General features: G+C 69.4%; 19 protein-coding genes and 2 tRNA genes. 10 read left to right on the plus strand and 11 right to left on the minus strand.

The window, feature by feature from the left end; translation table 11 throughout:
• Positions 1–10: 10 nt before the first annotated feature.
• Entirely contained in the window at positions 11–631 is a 621-nt protein-coding gene (locus HT579_07510) for a YitT family protein (GenBank protein QKS31554.1), read from the plus strand.
• A gap of 98 nt (positions 632–729) precedes the next feature.
• On the opposite strand, the gene HT579_07515 is transcribed toward HT579_07510, so the two are convergent.
• From HT579_07515 to HT579_07535, 5 genes are all read right to left on the minus strand, one after another.
• Positions 730–3,435: a response regulator gene (locus tag HT579_07515; GenBank protein ID QKS28780.1), complete on the minus strand. Its 2,706-nt coding sequence runs from the start codon at positions 3,433–3,435 to the stop codon at positions 730–732.
• Between the two features lie 23 nt (positions 3,436–3,458).
• Complete coding sequence (locus HT579_07520) at positions 3,459–4,292, minus strand: substrate-binding domain-containing protein (protein QKS28781.1); 834 nt, start codon at positions 4,290–4,292, stop codon at positions 3,459–3,461.
• Positions 4,293–4,294: 2 nt separating this feature from the next.
• Positions 4,295–5,230, minus strand: coding sequence for a DMT family transporter (locus HT579_07525; protein QKS28782.1), 936 nt, complete (start codon positions 5,228–5,230; stop codon positions 4,295–4,297).
• A 112-nt stretch (positions 5,231–5,342) separates the two neighbouring features.
• Positions 5,343–5,870: an RNA 2',3'-cyclic phosphodiesterase gene (gene thpR, locus HT579_07530; protein ID QKS28783.1), complete on the minus strand. Its 528-nt coding sequence runs from the start codon at positions 5,868–5,870 to the stop codon at positions 5,343–5,345.
• 138 nt (positions 5,871–6,008) lie between these two features.
• On the minus strand, positions 6,009–6,875 hold the full coding sequence (locus HT579_07535; protein QKS28784.1) for a peptidoglycan-binding protein: 867 nt from the start codon (positions 6,873–6,875) through the stop codon (positions 6,009–6,011).
• Between the two features lie 428 nt (positions 6,876–7,303).
• Between HT579_07535 and HT579_07540 the strand changes: the two genes are divergently transcribed.
• From HT579_07540 to fghA, 5 genes are all read left to right on the plus strand, one after another.
• Positions 7,304–7,379 (plus strand) — tRNA-Gly (locus HT579_07540).
• 70 nt (positions 7,380–7,449) lie between these two features.
• Positions 7,450–7,536 (plus strand) — tRNA-Leu (locus HT579_07545).
• A gap of 41 nt (positions 7,537–7,577) precedes the next feature.
• Positions 7,578–8,027, plus strand: a complete 450-nt coding sequence (locus HT579_07550; GenBank protein ID QKS28785.1) for a DUF1178 family protein — start codon at positions 7,578–7,580, stop codon at positions 8,025–8,027.
• Between the two features lie 114 nt (positions 8,028–8,141).
• Positions 8,142–9,251, plus strand: coding sequence for an S-(hydroxymethyl)glutathione dehydrogenase/class III alcohol dehydrogenase (locus HT579_07555; protein QKS31555.1), 1,110 nt, complete (start codon positions 8,142–8,144; stop codon positions 9,249–9,251).
• Positions 9,252–9,255: 4 nt separating this feature from the next.
• Entirely contained in the window at positions 9,256–10,113 is an 858-nt protein-coding gene (fghA, locus tag HT579_07560; protein QKS28786.1) for an S-formylglutathione hydrolase, read from the plus strand.
• A gap of 124 nt (positions 10,114–10,237) precedes the next feature.
• Here the strand turns inward: fghA and HT579_07565 are convergent, their stop codons facing one another.
• The 6 genes from HT579_07565 to HT579_07590 form a co-directional block, all read right to left on the minus strand.
• Positions 10,238–10,726, minus strand: a complete 489-nt coding sequence (locus HT579_07565; GenBank protein QKS28787.1) for an MEKHLA domain-containing protein — start codon at positions 10,724–10,726, stop codon at positions 10,238–10,240.
• 89 nt (positions 10,727–10,815) lie between these two features.
• The gene (locus HT579_07570; GenBank protein QKS28788.1) at positions 10,816–12,045 is read right to left on the minus strand and encodes a hypothetical protein; all 1,230 of its coding nucleotides are present in this window, start codon (positions 12,043–12,045) and stop codon (positions 10,816–10,818) included.
• On the minus strand, positions 12,042–13,055 hold the full coding sequence (locus HT579_07575) for a hypothetical protein (protein ID QKS28789.1): 1,014 nt from the start codon (positions 13,053–13,055) through the stop codon (positions 12,042–12,044). Before HT579_07575 ends, HT579_07570 begins: the two co-directional genes overlap by 4 nt.
• 60 nt (positions 13,056–13,115) lie before the next feature.
• Positions 13,116–14,432: a hypothetical protein gene (locus HT579_07580; protein ID QKS28790.1), complete on the minus strand. Its 1,317-nt coding sequence runs from the start codon at positions 14,430–14,432 to the stop codon at positions 13,116–13,118.
• A gap of 187 nt (positions 14,433–14,619) precedes the next feature.
• Positions 14,620–16,539, minus strand: coding sequence for an HDOD domain-containing protein (locus HT579_07585; GenBank protein QKS28791.1), 1,920 nt, complete (start codon positions 16,537–16,539; stop codon positions 14,620–14,622).
• Between the two features lie 79 nt (positions 16,540–16,618).
• Positions 16,619–17,281 (minus strand): SOS response-associated peptidase, encoded by a 663-nt coding sequence (locus HT579_07590; protein ID QKS28792.1) that lies wholly within the window; start codon positions 17,279–17,281, stop codon positions 16,619–16,621.
• A gap of 64 nt (positions 17,282–17,345) precedes the next feature.
• On the opposite strand from HT579_07590, the gene HT579_07595 reads away from it, so the two are divergent.
• The 4 genes from HT579_07595 (at position 17,346) to menD (ending at position 23,261) form a co-directional block, all read left to right on the plus strand.
• Positions 17,346–18,632 carry a DUF4384 domain-containing protein gene (locus tag HT579_07595; GenBank protein QKS28793.1) on the plus strand — a complete coding sequence of 429 codons (1,287 nt, stop codon included), beginning with the start codon at positions 17,346–17,348 and terminating at the stop codon, positions 18,630–18,632.
• A 101-nt stretch (positions 18,633–18,733) separates the two neighbouring features.
• The gene (locus tag HT579_07600) at positions 18,734–20,107 is read left to right on the plus strand and encodes a long-chain fatty acid--CoA ligase (GenBank protein ID QKS28794.1); all 1,374 of its coding nucleotides are present in this window, start codon (positions 18,734–18,736) and stop codon (positions 20,105–20,107) included.
• Complete coding sequence (locus HT579_07605; GenBank protein QKS28795.1) at positions 20,107–21,528, plus strand: isochorismate synthase; 1,422 nt, start codon at positions 20,107–20,109, stop codon at positions 21,526–21,528. The genes HT579_07600 and HT579_07605 overlap by 1 nt, the downstream gene beginning before the upstream one ends.
• On the plus strand, positions 21,525–23,261 hold the full coding sequence (gene menD, locus HT579_07610; protein QKS28796.1) for a 2-succinyl-5-enolpyruvyl-6-hydroxy-3-cyclohexene-1-carboxylic-acid synthase: 1,737 nt from the start codon (positions 21,525–21,527) through the stop codon (positions 23,259–23,261). Before HT579_07605 ends, menD begins: the two co-directional genes overlap by 4 nt.
• The last annotated feature ends 270 nt before the right edge of the window (positions 23,262–23,531 follow it).

The following is a 23,531-nucleotide window of genomic DNA, read 5'->3' on the forward strand; positions in this document are numbered from 1 at the left end:
TCGCCAGCCGATGGCATCGCCGCCACCGCTGCCTTCCCCGCCGCGCCACAGCCTGCTCGAAGACGTGCAGGCGCTGGCGGCGGCTGCCCTCGTCGGTTCACTTGGCCTCGGCCTGCTCCAGCAAGCCGGGCTGATCACCGGCGGCACGGTCGGACTCGCCTTCATTGCCCACTACGCCAGCGGCGTCAGCCTCGGTGCCCTGTACCTTGCCATCAACCTGCCGTTCATGGTGCTCGCCTGGTTTCGCGTCGGCCGCGCCTTTGCCGTCAAGACGCTGTGCGCGATCGCCCTGCTGTCGCTGGCCACCGATCTGCTGCCCCGCTGCCTCGGCTTCGCAGCCATCGACCCGCTCTACGCCGCGGTCATGGGCGGACTGCTGGCCGGCATCGCGATGATCATCCTCTTCCGTCACCAGGCCAGCCTCGGCGGGCTGAACGTCGTCGTGCACTGGCTGCAGGAGTGTTTTGGCTGGCGCGGCGGCTACGTCCAGCTGGCGATCGACCTGGCGATCATCGGTGCTTCGCTGGCGATGCTGCCGCTCGAGCGAATCCTCATTTCGCTGCTTGGCGCGGCGACGCTGAACCTGACGCTGGCGATCAACCATCGCCCGGGGCGGTACATCGCTGCGTGAGCGCAGCCAGTTCAAGGGGTCGTCTCGCGGTACCGGCGGCTGCCGCCGGTGATGGCGACGGAGCGCGGAGGGGCGGTCTGCAGCCGCCTGCGGCCGCCTCAGGCCGGCGCTGTGCCTGCTGACAGTCGCTCGAGTTCCGTCTGCAACTCGGGAATCCCTCGCGCGCACTCGGTCTGCAGGCCGGGCAGCTCGTCGGCGACCGCGGCGCTGTCCTCCTGGCGGGCGAGCGCTTCGATGCGGGCAGCGATCGCCGACACACGCTGCAGTCCGATCGTCGCGCTCGAGGATTTCAGGCTGTGCGCTGCACGCGCCACTTCCGGCCAGGCCTTTGCCGGCAGGCCGTCGCTGATCGTCGCGAGCAGCTTCGGCGTGTTCTCGAGGTAGATGCCGATGACACGCTCGATCAGGTTGCCGCTCGTCGCACGGCCGAAGTTCGGGTTGTCGAGGAGCGCGTTGCGATCGAGGACAGGCACCGGCGCCGCGCCTGTGGCAGCGGGCGTTGCCGCATCTGCCGCGGGCGTCGGCGGCGCCGCCGGTGCCGTTGGCGGGTTGCCGGTGGTGCTCGCTGCGGCTGTCGCCGGTACGGCCGTGACGCCGGCGTCGGCGCCGGTCAGCCAGCGGCCGACGGTGCTGGCCAGGGTGTCGAGGCGGACGGGTTTGCTGAGGTAGTCGTCCATGCCCGCCGTCAGGCAGCGCTGGCGATCCTCCGGCAGCGCGTTGGCGGTCAGTGCGATGATCGGCACCCGTGCCATCGGCCCCGGCTCGGCGCGGATCGCCGCCGTCGCCGCGTAGCCGTCCATCACCGGCATCTGACAGTCCATCAGTACGAGGTCGAAGGCCGCGCTGCGCAGGGCGGCGACGGCGAGTGCGCCGTCGCCGACGACGCTGGTTGCGACGCCGATCTCCCGCAGCATCGCTTCGATGACCGACTGATTGACCGGGTTGTCCTCGGCAACCAGGACGCGGCCGCTGATTTTCTGCGCCGCCGGAGCGGCGTCGCGTGCCGGCACTGGCGGCGCCAGAGCCTCGCCGAACGGCAGTTCGACGGTGAACGTGCTGCCATGGCCGACTTCGCTGTCAACCGCGATCGAGCCGCCGAGCAGCGTCGCCAGGTGGCGGCAGATTGCCAGTCCGAGCCCGCTGCCGCCAAAACGTCGCGTCGTCGTCTGGTCGGCCTGAACGAAGGGTGCGAACAGCCTGGCGATCGCCTCGGGGGCGATGCCGATGCCGGTGTCGCGGACGCTGAAACGGATCCAGATGCGTCGGTCCGCGGCTTGGGGGTCGATGATTCGTGCCCCCAGCGTGATTGTTCCGGCCTCGCTGAACTTGTTCGCGTTGCCGAGCAGATTGGCGAGTATCTGGCGCACGCGCGTCGGGTCGCCGCGCAGTTCCAGCTTGGCGGGAAGGCGGAAATCGGTGTTCAGCAGGTTGCCCTTGGTCGAGGCCAGATCGCGGAAGCTGTCGGCGATCCCGGACAGCAGCTGACGCAGGTCGAAATCGATCTCCTCGGCGACCACCTTGCCGGCCTCGATCTTCGCCAGATCGAGGATGTCGCCGAGCAGGGCATGCAGCGCATGACCGGAGCCGCTGATTGCCTGCAGGTAGCGCTGTTGCGTCGGGCTGAGCGGCGTTCTGGCGAGCATCTCGGACATTCCCAGGATGCCGTTCAGCGGTGTCCTGATCTCGTGGCTCATGTTCGAGAGGAACTGCGATTTGGCGTCGCTGGCCTGCTCTGCCGCCCGCTTCGCCTCGGCGAGTTCCTTGTTGTGTTGCAGCAGACGCTGAGTGAGTGTATCCAGCACGCTGACCACGGCCGACACTTCGTTGCGCGAAGGGACTTCGACCGTCTCGCCGGTCAGGTGTTGTGCCAGAGCTGCGGAGCGCTGCCGCAGTTGCCGCAGTGGACTCAGGATCCAGCGGACGAGCAATATCCCGAGCAGTGTGCTGATCGTGAGCACCAGCAGCTGGTGTACGAGCGAACGCTGCCTGGCGCTCGCGAGCATCCCGTAAGCGTGACTGCTGTCGAGCGATGCGACAACGACATAGGCGTCGTCGATGATCGTCAGCGGCAGGTAGCCGAGCGTTCGTGCCTCGGTGGCGTGATGGCGGTAGACGGGTATCTTTCCTGCCAGAGCCTCGTCGATCGCTACCTGGTCGAGCGCAGGCGCAGATTGCGCGGAGCTGGCGAGCAGCGAGCCCGATCTGGCGACGAGTGAAATGTCGATCCCCAGAGCGTCCGCCATGCGTTGCAGAAGGGCTTTGTTCAGGTGGACTCCGGCGGCAAGCGTGCCGACGACCTCTCCGTCGCTTCCCAGCACCGGCGCCACCGCGTGCAACACGAGAGTGTCGTCGGTGCGTGATGTGGACAGCTGGAACTGGCCGGTGAGCGCCTCGAACACGCCCCACAGTGTGGAACGGTCGCCGTACTGTTGCGGATCATGGGCGCGATAGATGACGATTTCCTCTTTGTCGGTCAGTTGCATCTCCTGCACGCCGCTGATCTCCCGGGCCTTCGTCAGCACGTCGCCGATCACGGATGTCGACGCCGCACCCTGATGCTGCAGGGCCCTGCGGAGCCTGGTCTTGCTGGCGGTCAGGCGTGCGGTCAGGGTCACGCGTCGTGACTGCTCGGCGACCTGTTCCTGAATGACGCGGCCGACGGTGCTCATCTTGTCGATCTCGCCCGACCGCAGCGCCGCCGCCAGCGTGTCCTCGAATACCACGAACTCCGACCAGTGCGAGCCAATGGCCAGGATGGCGATGAGAAGGATCAGCGACCAGCCGATCGACGGACGAAAGGACATGCGTCCAGGCATGATGGGGGTGGTCAGTGGTCTGCGGCTGACGGCAGGATGCCGTGTCGGCGGAGGATGCGTTGACCTTCGACCGAGCGGACGAACTCCAGGAAGGCTCGGGCTGCAGGTGGCTGAAGGCCGCCCTTGTGGACCAGACCGAGTTCGACCCAGGCCTGGTAGGCTCCCTTCTCGACGTTCTCGGGCGTCGGTTCGATGCCGTCGAGTGCCAGCAGGACGACTTTGCTGCTGCAGGCGGCAAGTGCCGAGCGGTTGAGAAAGCCCAGGCTGGTGGGATAGCGGTCGAGCAGTTCGATCAACTGGGGGTCGAGATGAGCAGTCTTGACCTCCGGTCCGAAGACCACGTCCTTGAACGGTCTGACCGCCCTCGTCAATGCCTGTCGGCCCGAGTCCGTATGCTCTCTGCCGATCGCGCGGATCGGCGCCGCTTTGCCGCCGAGTTCGCGCCAGTTGGTGATCCGGCCGCTGTAGACGTCGAGCAACTGGCTGGTGCTGATGCTGCGGACGGTCACGCCGGCGCCGCCGACGATCGCGACCGGATCGCGACCGAGAGGTACGAAGATGAGGCCCTGTCTGCTTTCCTCGTCCTTGAGCCGACGCCCGACCCGTCCGACGGGGGAGATGCCGTCGCCAACGTCGCGCAGGGCGCCGGCCGTACCCGTCGACGGCGGGACGATTGCCCGATGCAGCGCCTGTTGCTGGTTGAACGCCTTGGCGAGCTGGCCGAGGATGTATTCGGGGCTGCCACTGCCCGGGATGACGAGGTCGTCGGCGCGAACCGGTGGCGCGCTGACGACGACGAGCAGGGCGAGTACCAACTGAAGCCACGACGGCAAACTGAAAGTCATGATCAAATCTCCCGCATCAGGATGTTGCCGCTGTCGCCGCGCGCGACCTTGCCGGCCGGTCCGCGCAGCGCCAGCAGTTCGTTGCCGACCAGCGCTGCGAGGACCAGGGCGCCACCGATCAGCGTGCTGCCTCCCGGTCGCTCGCCGGCGCCGAGCCAGGCCCAGGTGACTCCGAAGACGACCTCGAGCAGTCCGAGCAAGGCAATCTCTGGAGCCGCCAGTTCACGCGACAGGTGCACGACGAGCAGGCAGGGAATCGCCAGCTGGACGACGCCGAGTATGGCCAGCAGCCGGAGATCATGCGCCGTCGCCTGCAGCGGCTGGGCCAACGGCAGGGTGCCGGCGGCGGAGAGTACGGCGCCGATGAGGACCGCTGGCAGCATGTCCTGCGGCATCGTCGCGTCTTCGCCGCGGCCGCGATGCCCGACATGTTGCAGGGTGGTGAAGTTGAGCGCCGCCGCGAGGGGCACTGCCAGGGCGACGACGCTGCCGGTCAGCGACAGGCCGGCGCTCGCCTCCTGGCCGAACATCCAGCCGATGCCGACACCGGCCACGGCAATGGCCAGCCAGGTACGCGCCGGCAGCCGGTGCTGCAGGAAAAGGCGGGCAAAGAGGGCGGTGATCAGCGGACCGATCGCCATCGTCACCAGGACGTTGGCGACGCTGGTCAGGGTGATCGCCAGCATGAAGGCGGTGAACATCGCCGCCCAGCAGAAGCCGGAGAACCAGAGCGGCCAACCGGCATGCAGCAGGCTGTGCCAGAGCTGCCGACCGCGCAGGAGGCTCAGCACGCAGCCGAGGGCGAGAGCATTGAACAGGCTGCGCCAGAAGGTGACTTCGAAGCTGTGGGCGCTGTCGAGGTGTCGGGCGACGACGCCGGCGATGCTCCAGAGCAGGGTGACGAGTATCATCAGGCTGACCGCGCGGCGGTGCGACATCGCTGCTCCTTCTGCCGCAGGCATCCTGCCGCGGCGACGAAAAGGCCGTCATTGTGCCGCATTTCTCCGCTGCTGGAAGCACGGCGCGGCGGCGCCCCGCCGCCCGGCGGCTTCAGTCGTAGCGCTGGCGGACCAGGTAGCCGCCAGCGGCGCCGGCCAGCGATTCGACCAGCGTGTAGCTGCTGAGCTGCCAGCGCAGGGCGACGCTGGCCAGCGGCGGAATGCTGCCGGTGGCGCGGCGGGCGAGCGTCACGTGTGGCCGGAAGCGGCGCTTCTCGGGCTTCAGGCCGAGGGCCTGCAGCGCTTCGCCGAGACGGCCGTGCAGCTGCTGCAGCGCGGCAGGCGGCGATGTCGCGCGCAGCACGACGAGGCCATGCGGCCAGACCTCGGCGCGGTCGAGGACGACTTCGCAGGGCTCGCTGGCGACCTGCAGCCCGGCGCTGACTTCGCCCAGCCGCTGTCGCGGCAGCGCGCCGATGAAGTGCAGCGTCAGGTGCAGGCGCTCGGCCACGATCGGCGCCGCACCCGGCGGCCACGACCATCGCCGCTGGTAGTGCAGGAGTTCGTCACGCTCGGCGGGAGTTGGCCAGAGGGCCAGGAAGAGCCGACACGCTGCCGCTGCACGCTCGGCGGCGGGCATTGCGGCCGCCGGCGGCCGGTCCTGGCTGGCTGGCCTGGGAGCGGTCCTCGCGTCTTCCGCGTCGTCTGGCACGGCTTGTCGGCTGCACGTTCAGGCTGCCGCCACGGCCCACTGAACCTGGCGCGCCGCCGTCGCTGTCTACTTCTTGCGCTTGCCCGTCGCGCCCTGCGCCTCCTGGGCGCCCTGGACGCCCAGGTTGCCGCCGGTACCGAGCCCGCCCTTGACCTCCTGCGCCTTGTAGTTGCGCACCGCGCGCACCAGGTTGTTGTACGAATCGGTGAATGCGGCGACGATCACCTTGCCTTCGGCGGTGTTGGTGTAGCCACCCCCTCCGGCACCGAAGCCGCTGCCAAAAAGCGCTCCCATGGCGCCGAAGTCCATGTTGCGGGCGCTTCCCTCTGCGGCCGCGAGCTGCACGCCGGAGCGGTTGTCGACCAGGGTCAGCAGCGTGCTCGCCTCCTTGACGTTGACCGCGCCGACGACGGCGCCGAGCAGTCCGGCACCACGGCCCAGCCCGCCGAGGCCGCCGCCCATGCCACCGGCGTTGTTGTTGCTGAAGGTGATCGTCGGGCTCATCGTGTAGTCGGCCGAGACCATCTGCCCCTTGCCGAACTTCGATCCGCGGCGCAGCTCGCCGGTCTGTTCGAGGGCGCGCTCCTGCATCATGTTGTTCATCGCCCGGCCGCGGTCGACGACGACGAAGCAGTTCGACTGCTGGATCAGCAGCTTGAGTACCGGGCTCGTCGATCCCAGTTTCATCTGCCCGGTGAGGATGCCGTACCAGGGAGCGTTCGTGTCCTCGTAGACGGCAACCGTGCCAAGCGAACTCGCGCACTTCTCGAGCTGGCTGCTGGCGTTGTCGGTGGTCGAACCGGCGGCGGATCCGGTCGCCGTGGTCTTGGCGTCGGGCGAGCCCATCTGCATCTGGGCACAGCCTGCGAGCAGCAGGCCGGCGGTGGTGGCAAGGGCAACCCGTGCAGCACGCTGCGGACTGGACAAGGACATCGGTGCTTCTCCTTTCGATTCGCTGATGGTGGCGTCAAGGGCTGCTGACGGCTGCCAACTTCCCCGCGCAGCGCATTATGCCGAAACACCCGCGATCATGCATGCGCAACGACAGGCCGCGACATCTTGCGGCGGCGCCTGGTCGCCCGTGGCGTCGCGGCCGGGCGCTCAGGGCACATGCCGTGCCCCTCGCCGTCTCGCCTGCCGCGCATCGTGGCGGTCGCCGGGCGAGCGGCGCGCACGCAAGCGGGCTGCTGCGGTCGCACTGGGCAGGGCCGCGGGTGGCCGGGGGTGTGCCGGGGGTGGCCGGGGGTGTGCCGGGGGTTGACAGTGCCGGTTTGCCTGCGGATAATCCGTGCCGCTCCTGCCCGGCGGACGTCGTGTGGCTCCGGCGATTCGGCCGGATGGCAGGCAGCCATGTTCAGAGCGCGGGAATAGCTCAGTTGGTAGAGCGATACCTTGCCAAGGTATAGGTCGAGAGTTCGAGACTCTTTTCCCGCTCCAGATCGCGAAGGGAAAGTGCCGCAGGCGCTTTCCCTTCTTCCATTTCCGGGCAGGTATAATGGCTTGTGTCGCCCGGGTGGTGGAATTGGTAGACACAAGGGACTTAAAATCCCTCGGCCCAGCGGCCGTGCCGGTTCGACCCCGGCTCCGGGTACCACCTCCACGTCTCTTGTTGCGAGCTTCGTGCTCCGGGCCCCGATGATCATTTTTGACCTTGCATGCCAGCACGACCATCAGTTCGAGGGCTGGTTCCAGTCACGCGAGGATTTCGACCGCCAACTGGCTTCCGGTCTGCTCAGTTGCCCGCATTGTGGCTCGCTCGACATCCGGCGGGTTCCGTCAACGGTTCACCTGGGCCGCTCCGGTACGCAGTCGGATTCGCCGCACCGTGAGTCGCCGGTGGTCGCGCCGGCAGTCGATGGGCGCACCGGCGCGCAGCAGGCTTTCCGCCACATGACGGTGTTGCTGCTCGCGAACTGCGAGGATGTCGGCGCCGATTTTGCCGAGGAGGCGCGGCGCATGCATTATTTCGAGGCGCCCGAGCGTTCGATTCGTGGCGTTGCCACTCCCGAGGAGTACGAGGAACTGGTCGACGAGGGCATCGAGGTGTTCCGCGTGCAGCGGGTGAAGCCGGGTGATCTGCACTGACGGTCGCACCGCGGTTGCCCCGGGCGGCAGGCGGCCGCGCCGGTGGGTCCGCTGTCGCTGTGGAAACCGATTGCCGCCTGCCGGCGGCGCAAACTGCTGGGAGGGTTGCTGATGATCAAGTCACGCGCTGCGGTTGCCTGGGCTGCCGGGCAGCCCCTGGAGGTCACCGAGGTGGATGTCGAGGAGCCACGGCAGGGCGAGGTGCTGGTGCGCATCGTCGCCTCCGGCGTCTGCCACACCGATGCCTTCACGCTCTCCGGAGCCGATCCCGAAGGCGTCTTCCCGAGCATCCTCGGTCACGAGGGGGGCGGCATCGTCGAGGCGGTCGGGCCGGGCGTCAGCTCGGTGGCCGTCGGTGACCATGTGATTCCCTTGTACACTCCGGAGTGCGGACAGTGCAAGTTCTGCCGCTCGGGCAAGACGAACCTCTGCCAGGCGATTCGCGGGACGCAGGGCAGGGGGTTGATGCCCGATGGCAGCAGCCGCTTTTCGCGGCACGGCAAGCCGATATTTCACTACATGGGGACCTCGACCTTCTCCGAGTACACCGTGTTGCCGGAGATAGCGCTGGCGAAGATCGCCCGCGACGCGCCGCTGGAGAAGGTCTGCCTGCTGGGTTGCGGCGTAACCACGGGCATCGGTGCCGTGCGCAACACCGCCAAGGTCGAGCCGGGGGCGACAGTCGCCGTCTTCGGCCTCGGCGGCATCGGTCTGGCGGTGGTCATCGGCGCGGTGATGGCCGGCGCGGCGCGCATCATCGCCATCGACACCAACCCGGCCAAGTTTCCCATTGCCCGACAACTGGGCGCCACAGAGTGCATCAACCCGGCCGAGCACGCGCGGCCGATCCAGGAAGTGATCGTCGACCTGAGCGATGGCGGTGTCGATTATTCTTTCGAATGCATCGGCAACGTGTCGGTGATGCGCGCTGCCCTCGAATGCTGTCACAAGGGCTGGGGCGAGTCGGTGATCATCGGCGTCGCCGGGGCGGGCGAGGAGATCGCGACACGGCCCTTCCAGCTCGTCACCGGACGCGTCTGGCGCGGCTCGGCCTTCGGCGGTGTGCGCGGCCGTTCCGAGCTGCCGGGATACGTCGAGCGCGCGCAGCGCGGCGAGATCCCCCTCGACACCTTCATCACCCATACGATGGGGCTGGCCGACATCAACCGTGCTTTCGACCTCATGGCCGCGGGCCAGAGCATCCGCTCGGTGATCCTTTTCTAGTGAGATGGCTGTCACCCCGCCTCTGCTCGAGGAGCTTGCCGCCAATCGCTGCTGGGGCGGCTGGCACCGGCGCTACCGTCATCATTCGCCCACCCTCGGTTGCGCCATGGTGTTCGCCGTGTACCTGCCGCCGCAGGCCGAGTCGCACCCGGTGCCAGCGCTCTACTGGCTCTCCGGGCTGACCTGCAGCGACGAGAACTTCATGCAGAAGGCGGGGGCGATGCGCGTCGCCGCCGAACTCGGGCTCGCCCTCGTCGCTCCCGACACCAGTCCGCGCGGTGACGATGTGCCCGGCGACCCGCAAGGCTGCTGGGATTTTGGCCATGGTGCGGGTTTCTACCTGAACGCGACGCAGTTGCCGTGGCGGCGGCACTACCGCATGCACGACTACGTCGTGCACGAACTGCCGCAACTGGTCGAGGCCAGCCTGCCGATCGATGGCCGGCGCGGCATCAGTGGCCACTCGATGGGCGGTCACGGCGCGCTGGTCTGCGCGCTCCGCAACCCTGGCCGCTATCGCTCGCTGTCGGCACTGGCGCCGATCTGTCACCCGCTCGCCAGCCCGTGGGGCGAGAAGGCTTTCGGCAATTACCTCGGCGCCGACCGCGAGAGCTGGAAGGAATGGGACGCCTGCGAGCTGATCGCCATCGCCGGCGAGCGCCTGCCGCTGCTCGTCGACCAGGGTCTGGCGGACCCCTTCCTCGCCACGCAACTGTTGCCCGAGCTTCTGCAGCAGGCCTGTACCGCCGCCGGCCAGCCCTTGACGCTGCGGCTGCAGCCGGGCTACGACCACAGCTACTACTTCATCGCCAGCTTCATCGACGATCATCTGCGGCATCACGCGAGGGCGCTGCGGTACTGAAGCGGCGGGCATGATGATGGGCGTGATGGCGCTGAACACATCCGGCAGGCCATCTGGCTGCGCTGATTGAATCACGGTCGGCGGACAGGCGCCGGATTCGTCACACCGGGGTGGTTGCCGGCGATCAGCGGAGCGGCAACCAGGTGGCGAACGTCGCCGCCTGCCCGACGACCGTTCCTTGATCGCTGACGAGATTCCAGACGGTCGCGCCACAGATGCGGAAGCGTTCACCTCTGGCGGAGATGCGAACGCCGCCGTAGTCGTCGATGAAACCGTCGCGGGCGACGCGATCGAGGAGCCGCTGTCGTTCCTTGCGCGCCAGCGGTTCGGCCGAGAGCCGCGATGGCAGACGGACGATTTCCCGCCACGGCATCGCGAAGAGTTCCTGCGCGGCGAGGTTGGCGTAGAAGAAGACCGGATCGGGCGCCGCATCGTGTGCCAGGACGATGAACGGCGCGCGGTAGAGACGCTGCGCGAGATCAGTCGGCTCGCCGTCAGGCAGCAGGTCGCGGCGCAACAGGCGGGCATGACTGGCGACGATGAGGTGCGCGCTCGCCGCCTGGAAGCCGTTGCCGGCATCCGGTTCTCTGCGGTCGAAGCGAATTGCCGTCATCGGCGCGCTCATCGTCGGCGGCATCCCGGCGCGGCACGAGACGGCACGAAGGCGGCGCCGGCAGCGGTCACGAAGCGCGCACCAGCCGGTCAGCCGTCCGTCGCCGGCAGGGCGATGGCGGCGGGTGCCAGCGCCGCCATCGCCTTCATCGCCGCAGCATGCAGGTCCTGGCGCGCCTGGTCGGTGGCGTTGCGCGTGAGGTCGGCGAGCCACTCATAGCGTGCAAGTCCGCGCGACCGGTTGGCGCGCGCGAGGTCGCGCGACGCGCCCGCGCGGATCAGCTCGAGGTAGTCGAGCGAACACTCGCTGGCCAGTTCGGCGCTGCTCGCCGGCGTACAGGAAACGGCATCCGGCAGCGTCCTGCCCGCCTGCGCCGGCTCGGCAACGATTGCAGCGGCGCTCGCGGCGGCGGCGCGGAGTTGCGCCAAGCCGCCCATCAGCTCGCCCTGCAGCTCGTATTGCCAATACATGTCGATGTCGTGGACCTGGTAGCCGTGGCCCAGATTGACCAGCAGGACGTGCGCTCCGTCGGCACCGGGCTCCCCGGCGGCGCCGAAGTCGCCGGGTTTGCCGGCAGCACCGCCGCTGGCGGCGAGAATTGGTGTCGTCGCCAACGGTATTGCGTGGCGCAGGATGATCCGGCCGCTGCTGCCGCCGTCGCCCGGCCGCCCCGGAGCGCCACCGCGGCCGCCCTGGCCGAGCGTGCCGAAGCGGAGCCATGCCTGCGCGTGGCCGCCATAGCGGGCGCGCTGGTAGCTGTCGACGCCCGGCATCAGCATGCGTACGATACCCGCGACAGCGCCCGGTGGAACGGGCATGTCACCGGCGAGAAGGCCGGCGTCGCGCCGGGCATTCTGGCCGTTGACGTGCGCGAAGCCGTCGCCACCGCGCTGGCTGCGCCCACCCGCGCTGCCGTTCGCGAGCAGCGTCGCCGTTCCCACCACCTCGCGCGCGCAGATCCGGATGAGGCCACCGTCGTTGCCGTTCGGTCCGCCAGCACCTTGGCGGCCGTCGAGGTGCTGCGCCGTGCCATCCAGGGTGGGGTCGCGCGCCGCAGCGTCGCAGCCGGCCGTTGCGGCGCCGGTGACGTCGATGGCGCTGTCGGGCGCGAACTCGATCCGCCGTGCGAGGATGTCGACCGTTGCCCCGGGCAGCAGGCATCGTCCCTCGATGCGCACCGTGTCGGCGCGCACGACAATCCATCCCGCCTGCCCGGCGGCCGCGCCGGCGAGCAACGCGGCATCGAGGACGACGGCTGGCAGCAGGACCCGCAGTGCGGGTCGCTCGGGGACGGCTGCTGCCGGCACGCTGCCGCTCATGGCGATGACTCGGCAGTGCCGGCGGCGTCACCCGCGTCGATGCCGGCTGCAGTGCCCCGGAACTCGAGGCCGATCTCCTCGACATCCGCCAGATCGAGACCATGATTGAGGTCCGCCGGGATGTGGATGCGCCAGGTGGTGAAGGGTGTCGGCTCGAAACGCGACTTGTCGGCGTCGTCGCCGTGCAGCGTGATGTGCACGCTGCGGCCCCGATGATCGCGGGCGTCCCCGTGCGAGCGTGGCGGCAGCAGGTTGTACTGGAAGGTACTGCTGTAGGGGGCGGCAGCGAACTCGATCGGACCGGCGGGCGTACGGTCCTTGTAGATGCCGGGCGTCGAGACGAGGATCGAGATGTTGCGGTAATACGGCTTGCCGCACACCAGCCAGAGGTGCACCTCGGAAATGCGGATCCGTTCGACACGTGGATAGTTGTGCAGCGAGATCGTCCACGACAGCGTCCGCTCCGTCCCGAGCTCGTCGAGCACCCGCCGTTCCCAGATGCGGTAGGCCGTCGGTGTCCAGGTCGACATGCGCTGCGAGTTCTCGAGGAACTGTGTCAGTTCCGCCTCGGCGCAGGCCAGCAGCGCGTACAGCGTCGCACCGCTGTCCGTCAGCGACGGCGCAAAGGCCGGTTCGCGCAGCGTGCAATAGCGGTAGGCATCGCGCATGTTGCCGATTGCGCGCACGAGTTGCAGCTTGAGCTGATCCTGGATGCGCTCGTAGAACATCAGCGTCGCGCGGTCGATTTCGGCACGCTTGCCGAGCATCGTCCGTCTCGCCTCGACGGCTGCGGCATCGATCGTATCGCGCTGCAGTTCCCACTCCCGCTGCAGGCGGACCTGCATGCAGCGTGCCTGATGGACGCCGGTGTTGACGGCCTCTTCGGAGAGGATGATGAAGACCTCGATCGCCGCGAGCAGTTCGGTCGCGCCGCTGATCTCCATCTTCAGCGCCTCGTCGAAGGCGGCGCGGACCTCGACGCGCAACGCCTCCCAATCGCCTACACTCACCGGCTCGTGCCCCGAGGCGGGGTCGCTCCAGCCCGTCAGCCTGGTGGCTTCGGTGGCCGCCTAGCGGCCGGCCAGGTTCTTGGCGACGGCGTCGTACACCTTCTGCGCGGTCATCATCAGCTCGAGCGTGGCCCGCACGGCCTTCACCAGATCCCAGATCCGGTTCAGGATCTGCAACAGTCGGCTCAGTTGCCGGGCGGCAGTGGCCGCTCCCTGCACGCCCTGTGCGGCAGCGGCGGGGCCGTTCCCGCTGCCGAAGAACGTCGCCAGGACGCCAACGACGACGGCCAGGACGGCCGCACCGATTCCCACCCCAGCCTCCAGCTCGAGTTGCCGGGTCTTCTCGTCGCAGCCTTCCTGGAACGTCTTGCGCGCCTGCTCGAGCTTGCTCTTCTGTGCTTCCAGCTTCCTGCGGCTGGCCGCGCAGGCCGCTGCCGCCGCGTCCTCATCCCGGCGCGCCTCGTGCAGGAGGTTCTGCGAGAGGGCCGCACAGTTGCGATAATGGCCGAGGACGACCTCCGCATCGCCATTGCGCAGCCCGATGTCGGCGACGGCGTCGAACAGGTGGGTGCACTCCTCGTCGATCGCGCGCAGTGCGTCTGCGGTCTTTTCGGCGAGACGGCTGTAACGCTCGAGGCGCAGGCTTGGAACGGCATGCAGTTGCGGCTGCAACGTGCGCAAACGTTCGAGCAGCAGGGCGCTCTCGAGAGCCAGCCGCGCATCTCCATCGGCGTGCGTCTGCGAGCGGTTGACCCAGCTGGCGATACGCAACGGCAACCCGGCAAGCTGCGGTGCGGTGCCGGCGCCGCCATGACGGAGACGCATCGCGGTCAGCAGTTGCAGTTCGCCGAGCAGGCAGTCACCCGGCGGCACCTCATCCGACGTGCCGAGCGTGATCACTGCGTCCCCCGTTGCGCCGCGCGTGCACTGCAGGTGGATCCGCCTGGACATCTCGTCGGGCGGCAGCTGCGGGGCAAAGCCGCGGAAACTGATCCAGGGCGAGGTCGCATTCTCGATGACGAGTTCATCGCTGACGATTTCGAGCACGCATTCGCCAGAATTCGCCGGCTGGTCTACCTGCAGGACGCCACCGCAGCCCACCTCGATGCGACGGACGTGGATGCGGACGAACTGCATCGTGAAATTGACGGCTGCGCCGATCCTGAGTACGTCGGCATGGATCTCGAGGGTGTCGATGGGGTTGTCGCGGCGACGCAGCGCCGTTACGACGTCGGCCAGGTCGACGAACAGGTCTCGCACCTTCGCCGGATGGCCGCCCAGAAACTGCTGATCGACCGACCAGGCCGGTCCCGCCTGCGTTGCCGGGAACGAGCGGGCGGGCGGATAAATCTCGGTCCAGCACGGAAAGGCGCTCATCAACCTCAACGACGCGAAAGCCAATGGTGACAACAAGAGTATAGGTGGCGCGGTCGAGGCGCGTCAATCGCCGGTCGACAAGCGGCGAAGGCGGTTCGCCGAGCCGTCCGGTGCCAGCCGCGGAACAGTCTGCGGCGGATGCAGTCGCATCGCCGGCGTGGTGCCACGGTCGCCACCGCGGCACGCTTCAGGCGGCGACGACGACCCGGTTGCGACCGCTGCGCTTGGCTTCGTAGAGCGCGGCGTCGGCGGCCTCGATCAGTGCCTGGCTCTCCTTGAGGCTGCTCGAGAGGTTGGCGACGCCGATGCTCACGGTGAGGGGAATCGACTGCTGCTCCCAGAGGAAGGTGTACTTCTCGACCAGGGCGCGGATTCGCTCGGCGATCTGGGTGGCAGCGCGGACGTTGGCATTCGGCAGAACGGCAGCGAACTCCTCGCCGCCGTAGCGGAAGACCAGGTCCTCGACGCGCGAGGCACGCTTCAGCAGGTCGGCGAGCTGGCGCAGGACGGCATCTCCGGCGGCATGGCCGTAGCTGTCGTTGATGCGCTTGAAGTGATCGATATCGAGCAGCAGGCACGCCATCGGCAGCCCGTTGGACTGCGCGAACGCCCACTCGGAGGCGAGGTAGTCGAGGCCATGGCGGCGGTTCGGCAGTTGCGTCAGGGCGTCGGTCAGCGCCTGCTGCAGCAGGCGGCGGTGGGTGACGGCGAACTCGTCGGTCGAACGCATGATGCCGCGCCGCTCGCGCTGGATCTCTTCGCGAAGCAGCAGCATCCGCGTGGCCGTGTTGAGGCGGACGCGCAACGTCTGGATGCCGACCGGTTTGACCAGGACGTCGTCGGCGCCGGCGTCGATGGCTTCGAGGATGTGCGCTTCACTGCCCGGCGAGGCCAGCAGCAGCGCGTAGCTTTCCTTGCCCGCCGGCGTCTGGCGCAGGATGCGGCAGAAGACGGCCGGTTTCAGTCCGGGCATGGCCATGTCGGCAATGACGATCTGGGCTGGTTCGCGGAGCACCTGCTTGAGGTCATCGATATTGCTTTCGACCAGCACCGGCTGGTGGCCGAGGCTCTCGATCTGCTGCATCAGATTCGGCAGCTCCGCCACCGGAATGCCGACGAGCTGGACGTGCAGGCGCGGCGAAGCCAGCTTGCCGTCCGGTTCCTGGTTGGCCGGGCTGACCCGCCGGGTGGGTGGACTGGCAGCGAGAATCTCTGCGAACGGGGGCATCTCCTGCGTCCGCACGTGCAGCATGGCGCCCCACTCGCGCCAACGGCGGACCGTCCGGTCGGCCATGTCGTTCAGCGTGTCGCCACTGATGCCGAGGCGGGCGGCGCGCGTCAGGAGGCCCGGCAGCAGGCTCCAGCGCGCCTCTTCGTTGGCCATGCAGACTTCGGCCAGCGCGCGCGCGAAGTGCAGCGAGTGGGTCAGCGTCTGCACCCGCGAGCCGTCGCGAAAGCCGGCGAGGTCCGGTTGCTCGTGATGGTAGGCAGCCTGGATCAGCAACTCCGGCAGACCCCATTCGGCGAGCATCGTCGCACCAAGCTGCTGGTGGTCCATCTCCAGGCAGTCGCGTTCGAGGGTCGCCAGGCTGATGCCGCCCTCCTTCGCCTTGAGCAGAATGACGGAGTATTCTTCCGGGTAGAGCGAAGCCATCGCCAGCTCGCCAACGCGCGCCAACAAGCCGATGGTGAACAGTTCCTCGCTCGAGATCTGGGCAAAGTGGGCCAGTTCCTGGCAGGCAATGGCGGTTGCCAGCGAGTGTCCCCAGAAGGCACCGTAGTCGAAGGTCGAGCACTGACCGCTGGTGTGGGTGTGCATCACCGACAGGCCGATCACCAGTTCTCGCACGCGAAACGCACCGAGGGCAACGATCGCCCGCTGCAGCGAAACGATCGGCCGTGTGCGGCCGAAGGCGGCAGCGTTGGCGAACTTCAGCAGGCGTCCGGCAATCGCCGGGTCGGACTGTACCAGCTGCACCAGATCGGAGACGCGAAAGTCGTCACGCTGCAGCAGCTTGATGATCGAGAAGGCGACACCCTTTGGTGAAGGCAACTTGCCCGTTGCCTTCATCGAGTCATAGCGCTGTGGGGGAACGAACTGGATCAAGCAGGCCTCAGGTCCGGGGTGTGCGCGCGATTATGCTACAAAACCAGTCGCTCCGCCGGAACGTGGCCTGCCGCGCGGCTCACTGCGGGTCGTCACCGTCGCTGCCGCGGCAATCGGCGATGAGGTCGGACCCTTCCGCGCTCGCGCTGCCGACGCGCTGGCTCAGCGGCCATGTCCGCGGCTCGTCGGCCTCGCCTGCCCGTGCCGCCGGCCAGTGCTGCCAGTTGCTGCCAGCCACGATCCGCGGCAGCCGCTCGTGGATCGGACGCAGCAGATCGTTGGCCGCGCTCGTGATGGCGCAGCAGGTCCGCAGGACGTCGCCGGCAGGCGGGGGCCACGACTCCCGGAGACCGCCCATCGCCAGCGGCTCGCCCGACTGCAGCGAGAAGGACCACGGTTGCCTTGTCGACGCCGTTGCCGCCTGCCATTCGTGGAAGCCGCTGGTCGGGATCAGGCAGCGCCGGCGCTGGAAGGACTGGCGGACCGATGGCCTGGCGCGCAACGGTTCGTCGCGGGCGTTGATCAGCCGCGCGCCGATTGCCGGCCCGCCTGGCAACAGTGCCGCAGCGGGCCCCAGCGCAGCAGATGCAGCATGCACTCGCCAGCCGGCGACAGCCGGACGGCGGCGACGTCGCTGCCCGGGGGCGATGTTGCAGCGCAGCCGGCAGTCGTCGCAGTGAGCGGGAGCGCAGCGCGCAGCGGGCTGCGAGCGAGGCGCTGCGACGGCATAACGTCCGCACATGGCGTGAGTGTAGCTATACTTGCGCCGGTACGCGCGAACTGCATGCTTGCAAACGGGGGGAAGAATGAGATCAGTGGTCGGTCGGAAGGCAATCGCCGGCGCCATCGGCGCGTTTCTGCTGTCGCCGGCGGGCGGCGCTCTGGCGCAGGAGACGAAGCCGGCCGCGGCTGCGGGGGACACGGCCGCGGCGGCCGCAGCGCCGGTGGCGCGGCAGCCCTTCCGTCGCAGCATCGAGGATGCCGCCAATCTTGCCGGCGGGCTGACCCTGCGGCTGAGCAGGGCGAGCTATCGCGAAGGCGAGCCGCTGGCGCTGACCGTCGATGTGCCGCGCGCCGGTCATCTGAACGTCGTCAGCGTCGGCCCGGACGATGTCGCGACACTGCTCTTTCCGAATCGCCAGCAGACCGACAACCAGGTGCTTGCGGGCACGTTCCGGATTCCCGGCGAACCGCCACAGTCGCCAGCGATGCCGGCGAAGCCGGCCGGGGTGACGCTGCTGGCGGCCTTTCTCAGCCAGGAGCCGCTCGACCTGCAACAGTATGCCGGTGGGTCTGACGAGCAGTCGCCGGTGGACGACGGCTTCGCGCGCCTGGCGCCGGCAGCGCGTACCCGGCTCGAGCAGCTGGCGGCGCGGAGCTTCACCGGCCTGCCGCGGACGGCGCCATTGCAGGGCGGTGTGTCCTATCTGCTGGTGTGCGCGCCGGGTGGCACCTGCGACGCGGCGAGTCTGGCGCCGGCGACCGGTTCCCCGGCGCCCGCGGAGCGGCTGACGCCCGGCCTGCTGCTTGAAGGCGAGATCGAACTGGCGCTGCCCAAGGGGGCCTGGCTGCGGCGCATTCCGGAGAAGGGCCAGCGGCTGACGCGGCTGTCGGAGGGTTTCGTGCCACGCCCGTATACCAACGCCGACAACCATTGCAGCATCGGCTACGGTCAACTGCTGCGGCAGGCTCCCTGTGCGGGCGGCGAACCGGCGGCGCTGCGCCGCGGCATCAGCGAGGCGCAGGCCGAGGCGATGCTGGCCGAGAGCATGCGGCGCGCGCAGCGGGCGGTGATGAGCCTGGTGAAGATCCCGCTCAGCGACGGGCAGTACGCGGCGCTCTGCGATTTCACCTACAACGTCGGCGCCGAGATGCTGCAGAACTCGACCCTGCTGAAGCTGATCAATGCCGGCGAGCATCAGCGCGTACCGGCCGAACTGCGGCGCTGGACGCTGGCCATGGGCAAGGAGCACCGCGGCCTGAAGTTGCGTCGCGAGCGCCAGATCGGACTCTACTTCGAGGGCCAGCCGGTGCCGAAGGCGCCGCCGGTGGACGAAGCACCGCAGCCGATCGATATCCGGGTCGGCGGCTAGACACGAGCGTAACAGCGGCCCTTTCTTGATCGGCAGCAAAGCCGCGGGCGGCGGGCGCCGCGTAAGATGCGCCGCATGAACACGCGCAGCGCCGGTCGGCAATGAGTCTGCTCGCCTCGTGGCTGGTCGCGGCTGTGCGCGAGCGTCCAGACGCCTGCGCGCTGCGCGCGGCAACTGGCGAATGGCGTTATCGAGAGCTGCTGACACTGGCCGGACAGGGCGCAGCCTGCCTGCGCAGCAGTGGCATCGCCGCCGGCGCGATCGTCGGCTGTGCCGCCACGGCACCCGACCTGGCGCTCGCTGCCGTCGCCTGTTCGGCGGCGGGGGCGGCGCTGTTGCCGCTCGATCCATTGACCGCCCCTGCCGCTTGGCCGCGCCTGCAGAAACTCGCCGGCGGCCGGCTGCAGCGCCTGCGCACGCCTCCCGGCGAGTGGCCGCGGTACCGCGGATTGCCAGCGCCCGCCGTCGACCACGACGACCTTGCCCTGGTCATCGCCAGCAGCGGTAGTGAAGGCGAGCCGAAGGCGGTGATGCTGACGGCCGGCAATCTCGCTGTGGCGGTCGCCGCGTCGCAGCAGCGCCTGCCGCTGGCCGCCGGCGACACCTGGCTCGGCTGCCTGCCGCTGCACCACGTCGGCGGCATGTCGCTGCTTTGTCGCTGCCTGCAGGCCGGCGCCACACTGCTGCTGCACAGCGGTTTTGCCGCGCCGCAAGTCTGGCGCGACCTCAACGAACAGGCGGTGAGTCACATTTCGCTGGTGCCGGTGATGCTCGCGCGACTGCTCGACGTCGCCGCCGGTCGACCGCCGCCGGCCAGCCTGCGGCATGCGCTCATCGGCGGCGGCCCCCTGTCGCGGCCACTTTGCGAGCAGGCGCTGGCCGCCGGCTGGCCGATCCGTCCGAGCTGGGGTCTCAGCGAGAGCGCGGCGCAGGCGGCGACGCTGCTCGATCCGGAACTGGGGTGGCAGCCCGGCCTGGTTGGCGAGCCGCTGCCCGGGCTTGCCGCGCGCATCGCTGCCGACGGCCGCATCTGCCTGCGCGGAGCGCAGGTGATGGCCGGTTATCTCAACCCGGAGAGGCGCCCGGGCCTCGGTCTGGTCGACGGCTGGCTGGTCACCGGCGACCTTGGCGAAATCGATGCCGCCGGGCGCCTCAGCATCCGTGGCCGTGCCGACGACATGCTGGTCAGCGGTGGCGTCAATGTCCATCCGGCCGGCGTCGAGGAGTGCCTGGCAGCCTGTCCGGGAGTCAGCGACGTGGCGGTGACGGCGACTGCCGACCCGGAGTGGGGCGATTCGCTGCTGGCGCTGGTCGTCGGTCAGCCCGACCTGCAACGGCTGCACGAGTGGTCGCGTCAACACCTGCCGCCGGCCAGCAGGCCACGGCGCTTCCGCTGCGTCGATCGCCTGCCACGCAACGGCATGGGCAAGCTCGAGCGTGCCGTCCTGCTCCGTCTGGCGGCGGAGGTTGTCTGATGCCGGGCTGGCTGCTCGATGCGGCGCAGATCGCACTGCTCGGCCGCCGCCTGCGCGCCACGCTTGCCGGCGCGCGCGGCAACGATCTACTGAGCATCAGCCTGGATCTCGGTGGCGGCGACGACGACTGGCTCGGTGTCGAGGATGGCGCCTGGCCGACCGTGGACGTTGGGCGTCGCGAGTGCAGCTGGTGGGCTTCGCCGGCCACCTCCGGCGACCGCGAGTACCGCCTGGCGATCGGCCGTGCGATCGACTTCCGCAGCACCGGTACGGCGCGCTTCTCCGCCCTGCAGGCCGCGTTCGCCGGGCTGCGGGCGGCATGGCGGCACGATGACCCGCAGCGGACCGGCCTCAGCCCGCTGGCGCACCTCGGTTTTGCCTTCGCCGACGAGAGCACGGACGGCTGGCCGAGTGCCCAGTTGCTGGTGCCGGCGATCCTGCTGCGCAGCTGCGGCGGGAGGCGCACGGCGACCTTCAGCTGCGTCGCTGCCGCCGGCGAGGCGGCGCTGCCGGGCTGGCTCGGCGAACTGCGGGCCAGGCAGGGGCCGCCGTCGCGCTCGCCGGCGCGGCTGCTGCCGGAGATCACCGGGCCGCTCGCCGAGCAGGCTTTCATGGCGCGTGTCGCCGCCGCCCTGCGGGCGATCCATGACGGCCGGCTGGAGAAGATCGTGCTGGCGCGCAGTCGGCGCTGCATCGCCGAGCGAGCGATCGCCGTTGCGCCACTGCTCGCGGCGCTGCGCGACCGCCATCCCGGCTGCACGATCTACGGCGTTGCGCGCGCTGGCGAGAGCTTCGTCGGCGCCACTCCCGAACGTCTGCTGGTCCTGCGGCGTCGCACGCTGCTGGTCGACGCGCTCGCCGGGACCGCGTGGCAGGATGAGGTTGGCGCAGCATCGCCGTCGCTACACGACGCCAAGAATCGGCGCGAGCAGCAATTGGTCGTCGACGCCGTGCGCACCACCCTGTTGCCGCTCTGCAGCGCCCTGGCAGCGCCGCAGGCGGCCGAGGTGCTGCAGTCCGGCAGCCTGCAGCATCTGCGGACGACGGTTCGCGGCCGCCTGCGGCCGGGAGTGGGTTTCTTCGAACTGCTCGCCAGCCTGCATCCGACGCCGGCAGTCGGCGGCTGGCCGGTGGCCGCCGCCAGCCGCTGGCTGCAGGCCCACGGCGAGCGGCGCGGTGCCTGGTACAGCGGCGGCATCGGCTGGGTCGATCGCGATGGCGACGGTGAAAGCGTCGTTGCGCTGCGCTGCGCGCGGATCGACGGCAGGCAGGCCGAACTCTTCGCCGGTGCCGGCATCGTCGGTGGCTCCGACCCGGCGCAGGAACTGGCCGAGACGGAGGTCAAGCTGGCGGTGATCGCCGACGCGTTGCGGCACGCACGCCGCCGCCGGCCCGTCGCCGGACAGGCGGCCAGCGCGTGAGGCAGCCGGAAGAGCAGGGATCGATCAACCTGCGGTATGCGCAGGCGCTTGTCGACGGCCTGCGCGCGGCGGGGCTGCGTGACCTCGTCCTCTCGCCCGGCTCGCGCTCGAGCCCGCTGGTGCTCGCCTTCCTGAGGCAGTCGGCGATCGCCAGCCATGTCCTCGTCGACGAACGCAGCGCCGCCTTCTTCGCGCTCGGCATCGCCAAGGCGGGCCGGCGGCCGGTGGCACTGCTCGCGACCTCGGGGTCGGCGGTGGCGAACTGGCTGCCGGCGGTGATCGAAGCCGACCTCGCTGCAGTGCCGCTGCTGCTGCTGTCTGCCGACCGGCCGCCCGAACTGCTCGGCTGGGGCGCCAACCAGACGATCGACCAGCAACGGCTGTTCGGCGCCCATGTGCGTTCCTGCCACGCGCCCGGGCCGCCGGCGCCGGACTTCGCGGTCGGCTACCTGCACCGTCTGGCGTCACGCCTGCTGAGCGAATGCTGCTCGCCGCTGCCCGGTCCGGTGCACCTCAATCTCGCTTTCCGCGAGCCGCTGTTGCCGGCCGGCGCGCCGCCCGTCGGCGGTGCCAGCGACGCGCAGGCGCTGCCGCGTGCGGGCCGTCCCCGCCTGCTGCCGGACGGGCAACTGGTGGCGGAGATCGGTGCAGCGATCAGCGGCCGACCAGGGGTCATCGTCTGCTGTGGTGACGACTGGCCGCCGGATTTCGCCGCGGCCGTCAGCGCGCTGGCGCGACAGCTCGACTGCCCGTTGCTGGCCGAGCCGTTGTCGAACCTGCGTTTCGGCGGGCACGATCGCAGTCGGCTCTGCGTGCGCTACGACGCCTTCCTGCGGCCGCCATCGCCGCTTGCCGCCGCCCGACCCGAATGGCTGCTGCGCTGTGGCAACTTTCCCGTCACGCGCACGCTGCAGGACTGGCTGCGCGCCAACGGCGGTGCGCTGCAGATCGTCCTTGGCGCCGACAGCCGCTGGCGCGACCCGCTGCACTGCGCCGCCGCGCTGATCCAGGGCGATCCGCTGGCCGTCTGCGAGGACTGGTTGGTGACGCCGCTGCGGCCGGCAGCGTCGGGCTGGCGCGAGATGTTCGCGCAGGCCGAACGGCGCGTCGCCGCGCTCGCTGCCGACTGGCGTTCGCGGGAGGATTTCGAAGGCGCGCTGATCCCGGCGCTGCTCGACGAGCTGCCCGCCGGCCACAACCTCTTCTGTGGCAATTCACTGCCGATACGCGACCTCGACGCGTTCTCGGGCAGTGGCGACAAGCCGTTGCGGCTGTTCGGCAATCGTGGCGCCAGCGGCATCGACGGCAATCTGTCGACCGCCATCGGCATCGCCAGCGAAGGACCCTGCGTCGCGCTGCTCGGCGACCTGACGCTGCAGCACGACCTGACGGCGCTGGCCGCCGCCGGCGGGCGCGACATCGTCGTCGTCGTCATCAACAATGGTGGCGGCGGAATTTTCGAGTATCTGCCGGTGGCGAAGCTGCTCGAGTTCGAGCGCGGCTGGCTGACGCCGCAGACGGTCGATCCCGTCGCTGCGGCGGCTGCCTTCGGCGTCGCCGGCGAGCGCTGTGCGTCGCTCGACGGGTTCACCAGCGCGCTGCGGCGTGCGCTGCAGCGCGGCGGGCCGACGCTGCTGGAAGTGCTGGTCGATCGCCGGCGAAGCGTCGCGCAGCACCGGGCCTTCTGGCGACAGGCGGCGGCTGTTGCCGGCAGCCCGCCCGCGACGACCTGATTGGCTCGCCGGGATGTCGCGGACGGTGGTCGCGCAAGAGCCCGCGGGAGAAACCAAGGAAGGCCGCCCCGCTCGGTTTTTTCGACGCCTTGGAGCAGGCGTACGGTTCCATTGGCCGCCATCCCGCCAGCGATCAAGGTTCCGTGGCGTCGAGTTGGCACGGGCCGGCTGGCACTCGTCGCCGCTGCCACCGACAAGGGATCGGAAGAGCGCCTGATCCAGCTTTCGGCCCGAATATGCCGTTTGGCGCGGCTAGCGCAGGTGGCTGAT

Source organism: Candidatus Accumulibacter similis, assembly GCA_013347225.1.
Classification (GTDB): domain Bacteria; phylum Pseudomonadota; class Gammaproteobacteria; order Burkholderiales; family Rhodocyclaceae; genus Accumulibacter; species Accumulibacter similis.

Coding starts and splice junctions, on each gene's coding strand:
- HT579_07510 (QKS31554.1), top strand. CDS start 11: ATGGCATCGCCGCCACCGCTGCCTTCCCCGCCGCGCCACAGCCTGCTC.
- HT579_07515 (QKS28780.1), bottom strand. CDS start 3,435: ATGTCCTTTCGTCCGTCGATCGGCTGGTCGCTGATCCTTCTCATCGCC.
- HT579_07520 (QKS28781.1), bottom strand. CDS start 4,292: ATGACTTTCAGTTTGCCGTCGTGGCTTCAGTTGGTACTCGCCCTGCTC.
- HT579_07525 (QKS28782.1), bottom strand. CDS start 5,230: ATGTCGCACCGCCGCGCGGTCAGCCTGATGATACTCGTCACCCTGCTC.
- thpR (QKS28783.1), bottom strand. CDS start 5,870: ATGCCCGCCGCCGAGCGTGCAGCGGCAGCGTGTCGGCTCTTCCTGGCC.
- HT579_07535 (QKS28784.1), bottom strand. CDS start 6,875: ATGTCCTTGTCCAGTCCGCAGCGTGCTGCACGGGTTGCCCTTGCCACC.
- HT579_07550 (QKS28785.1), top strand. CDS start 7,578: ATGATCATTTTTGACCTTGCATGCCAGCACGACCATCAGTTCGAGGGC.
- fghA (QKS28786.1), top strand. CDS start 9,256: ATGGCTGTCACCCCGCCTCTGCTCGAGGAGCTTGCCGCCAATCGCTGC.
- HT579_07565 (QKS28787.1), bottom strand. CDS start 10,726: ATGACGGCAATTCGCTTCGACCGCAGAGAACCGGATGCCGGCAACGGC.
- HT579_07570 (QKS28788.1), bottom strand. CDS start 12,045: ATGAGCGGCAGCGTGCCGGCAGCAGCCGTCCCCGAGCGACCCGCACTG.
- HT579_07580 (QKS28790.1), bottom strand. CDS start 14,432: ATGAGCGCCTTTCCGTGCTGGACCGAGATTTATCCGCCCGCCCGCTCG.
- HT579_07590 (QKS28792.1), bottom strand. CDS start 17,281: ATGTGCGGACGTTATGCCGTCGCAGCGCCTCGCTCGCAGCCCGCTGCG.
- HT579_07595 (QKS28793.1), top strand. CDS start 17,346: ATGAGATCAGTGGTCGGTCGGAAGGCAATCGCCGGCGCCATCGGCGCG.
- HT579_07600 (QKS28794.1), top strand. CDS start 18,734: ATGAGTCTGCTCGCCTCGTGGCTGGTCGCGGCTGTGCGCGAGCGTCCA.
- HT579_07605 (QKS28795.1), top strand. CDS start 20,107: ATGCCGGGCTGGCTGCTCGATGCGGCGCAGATCGCACTGCTCGGCCGC.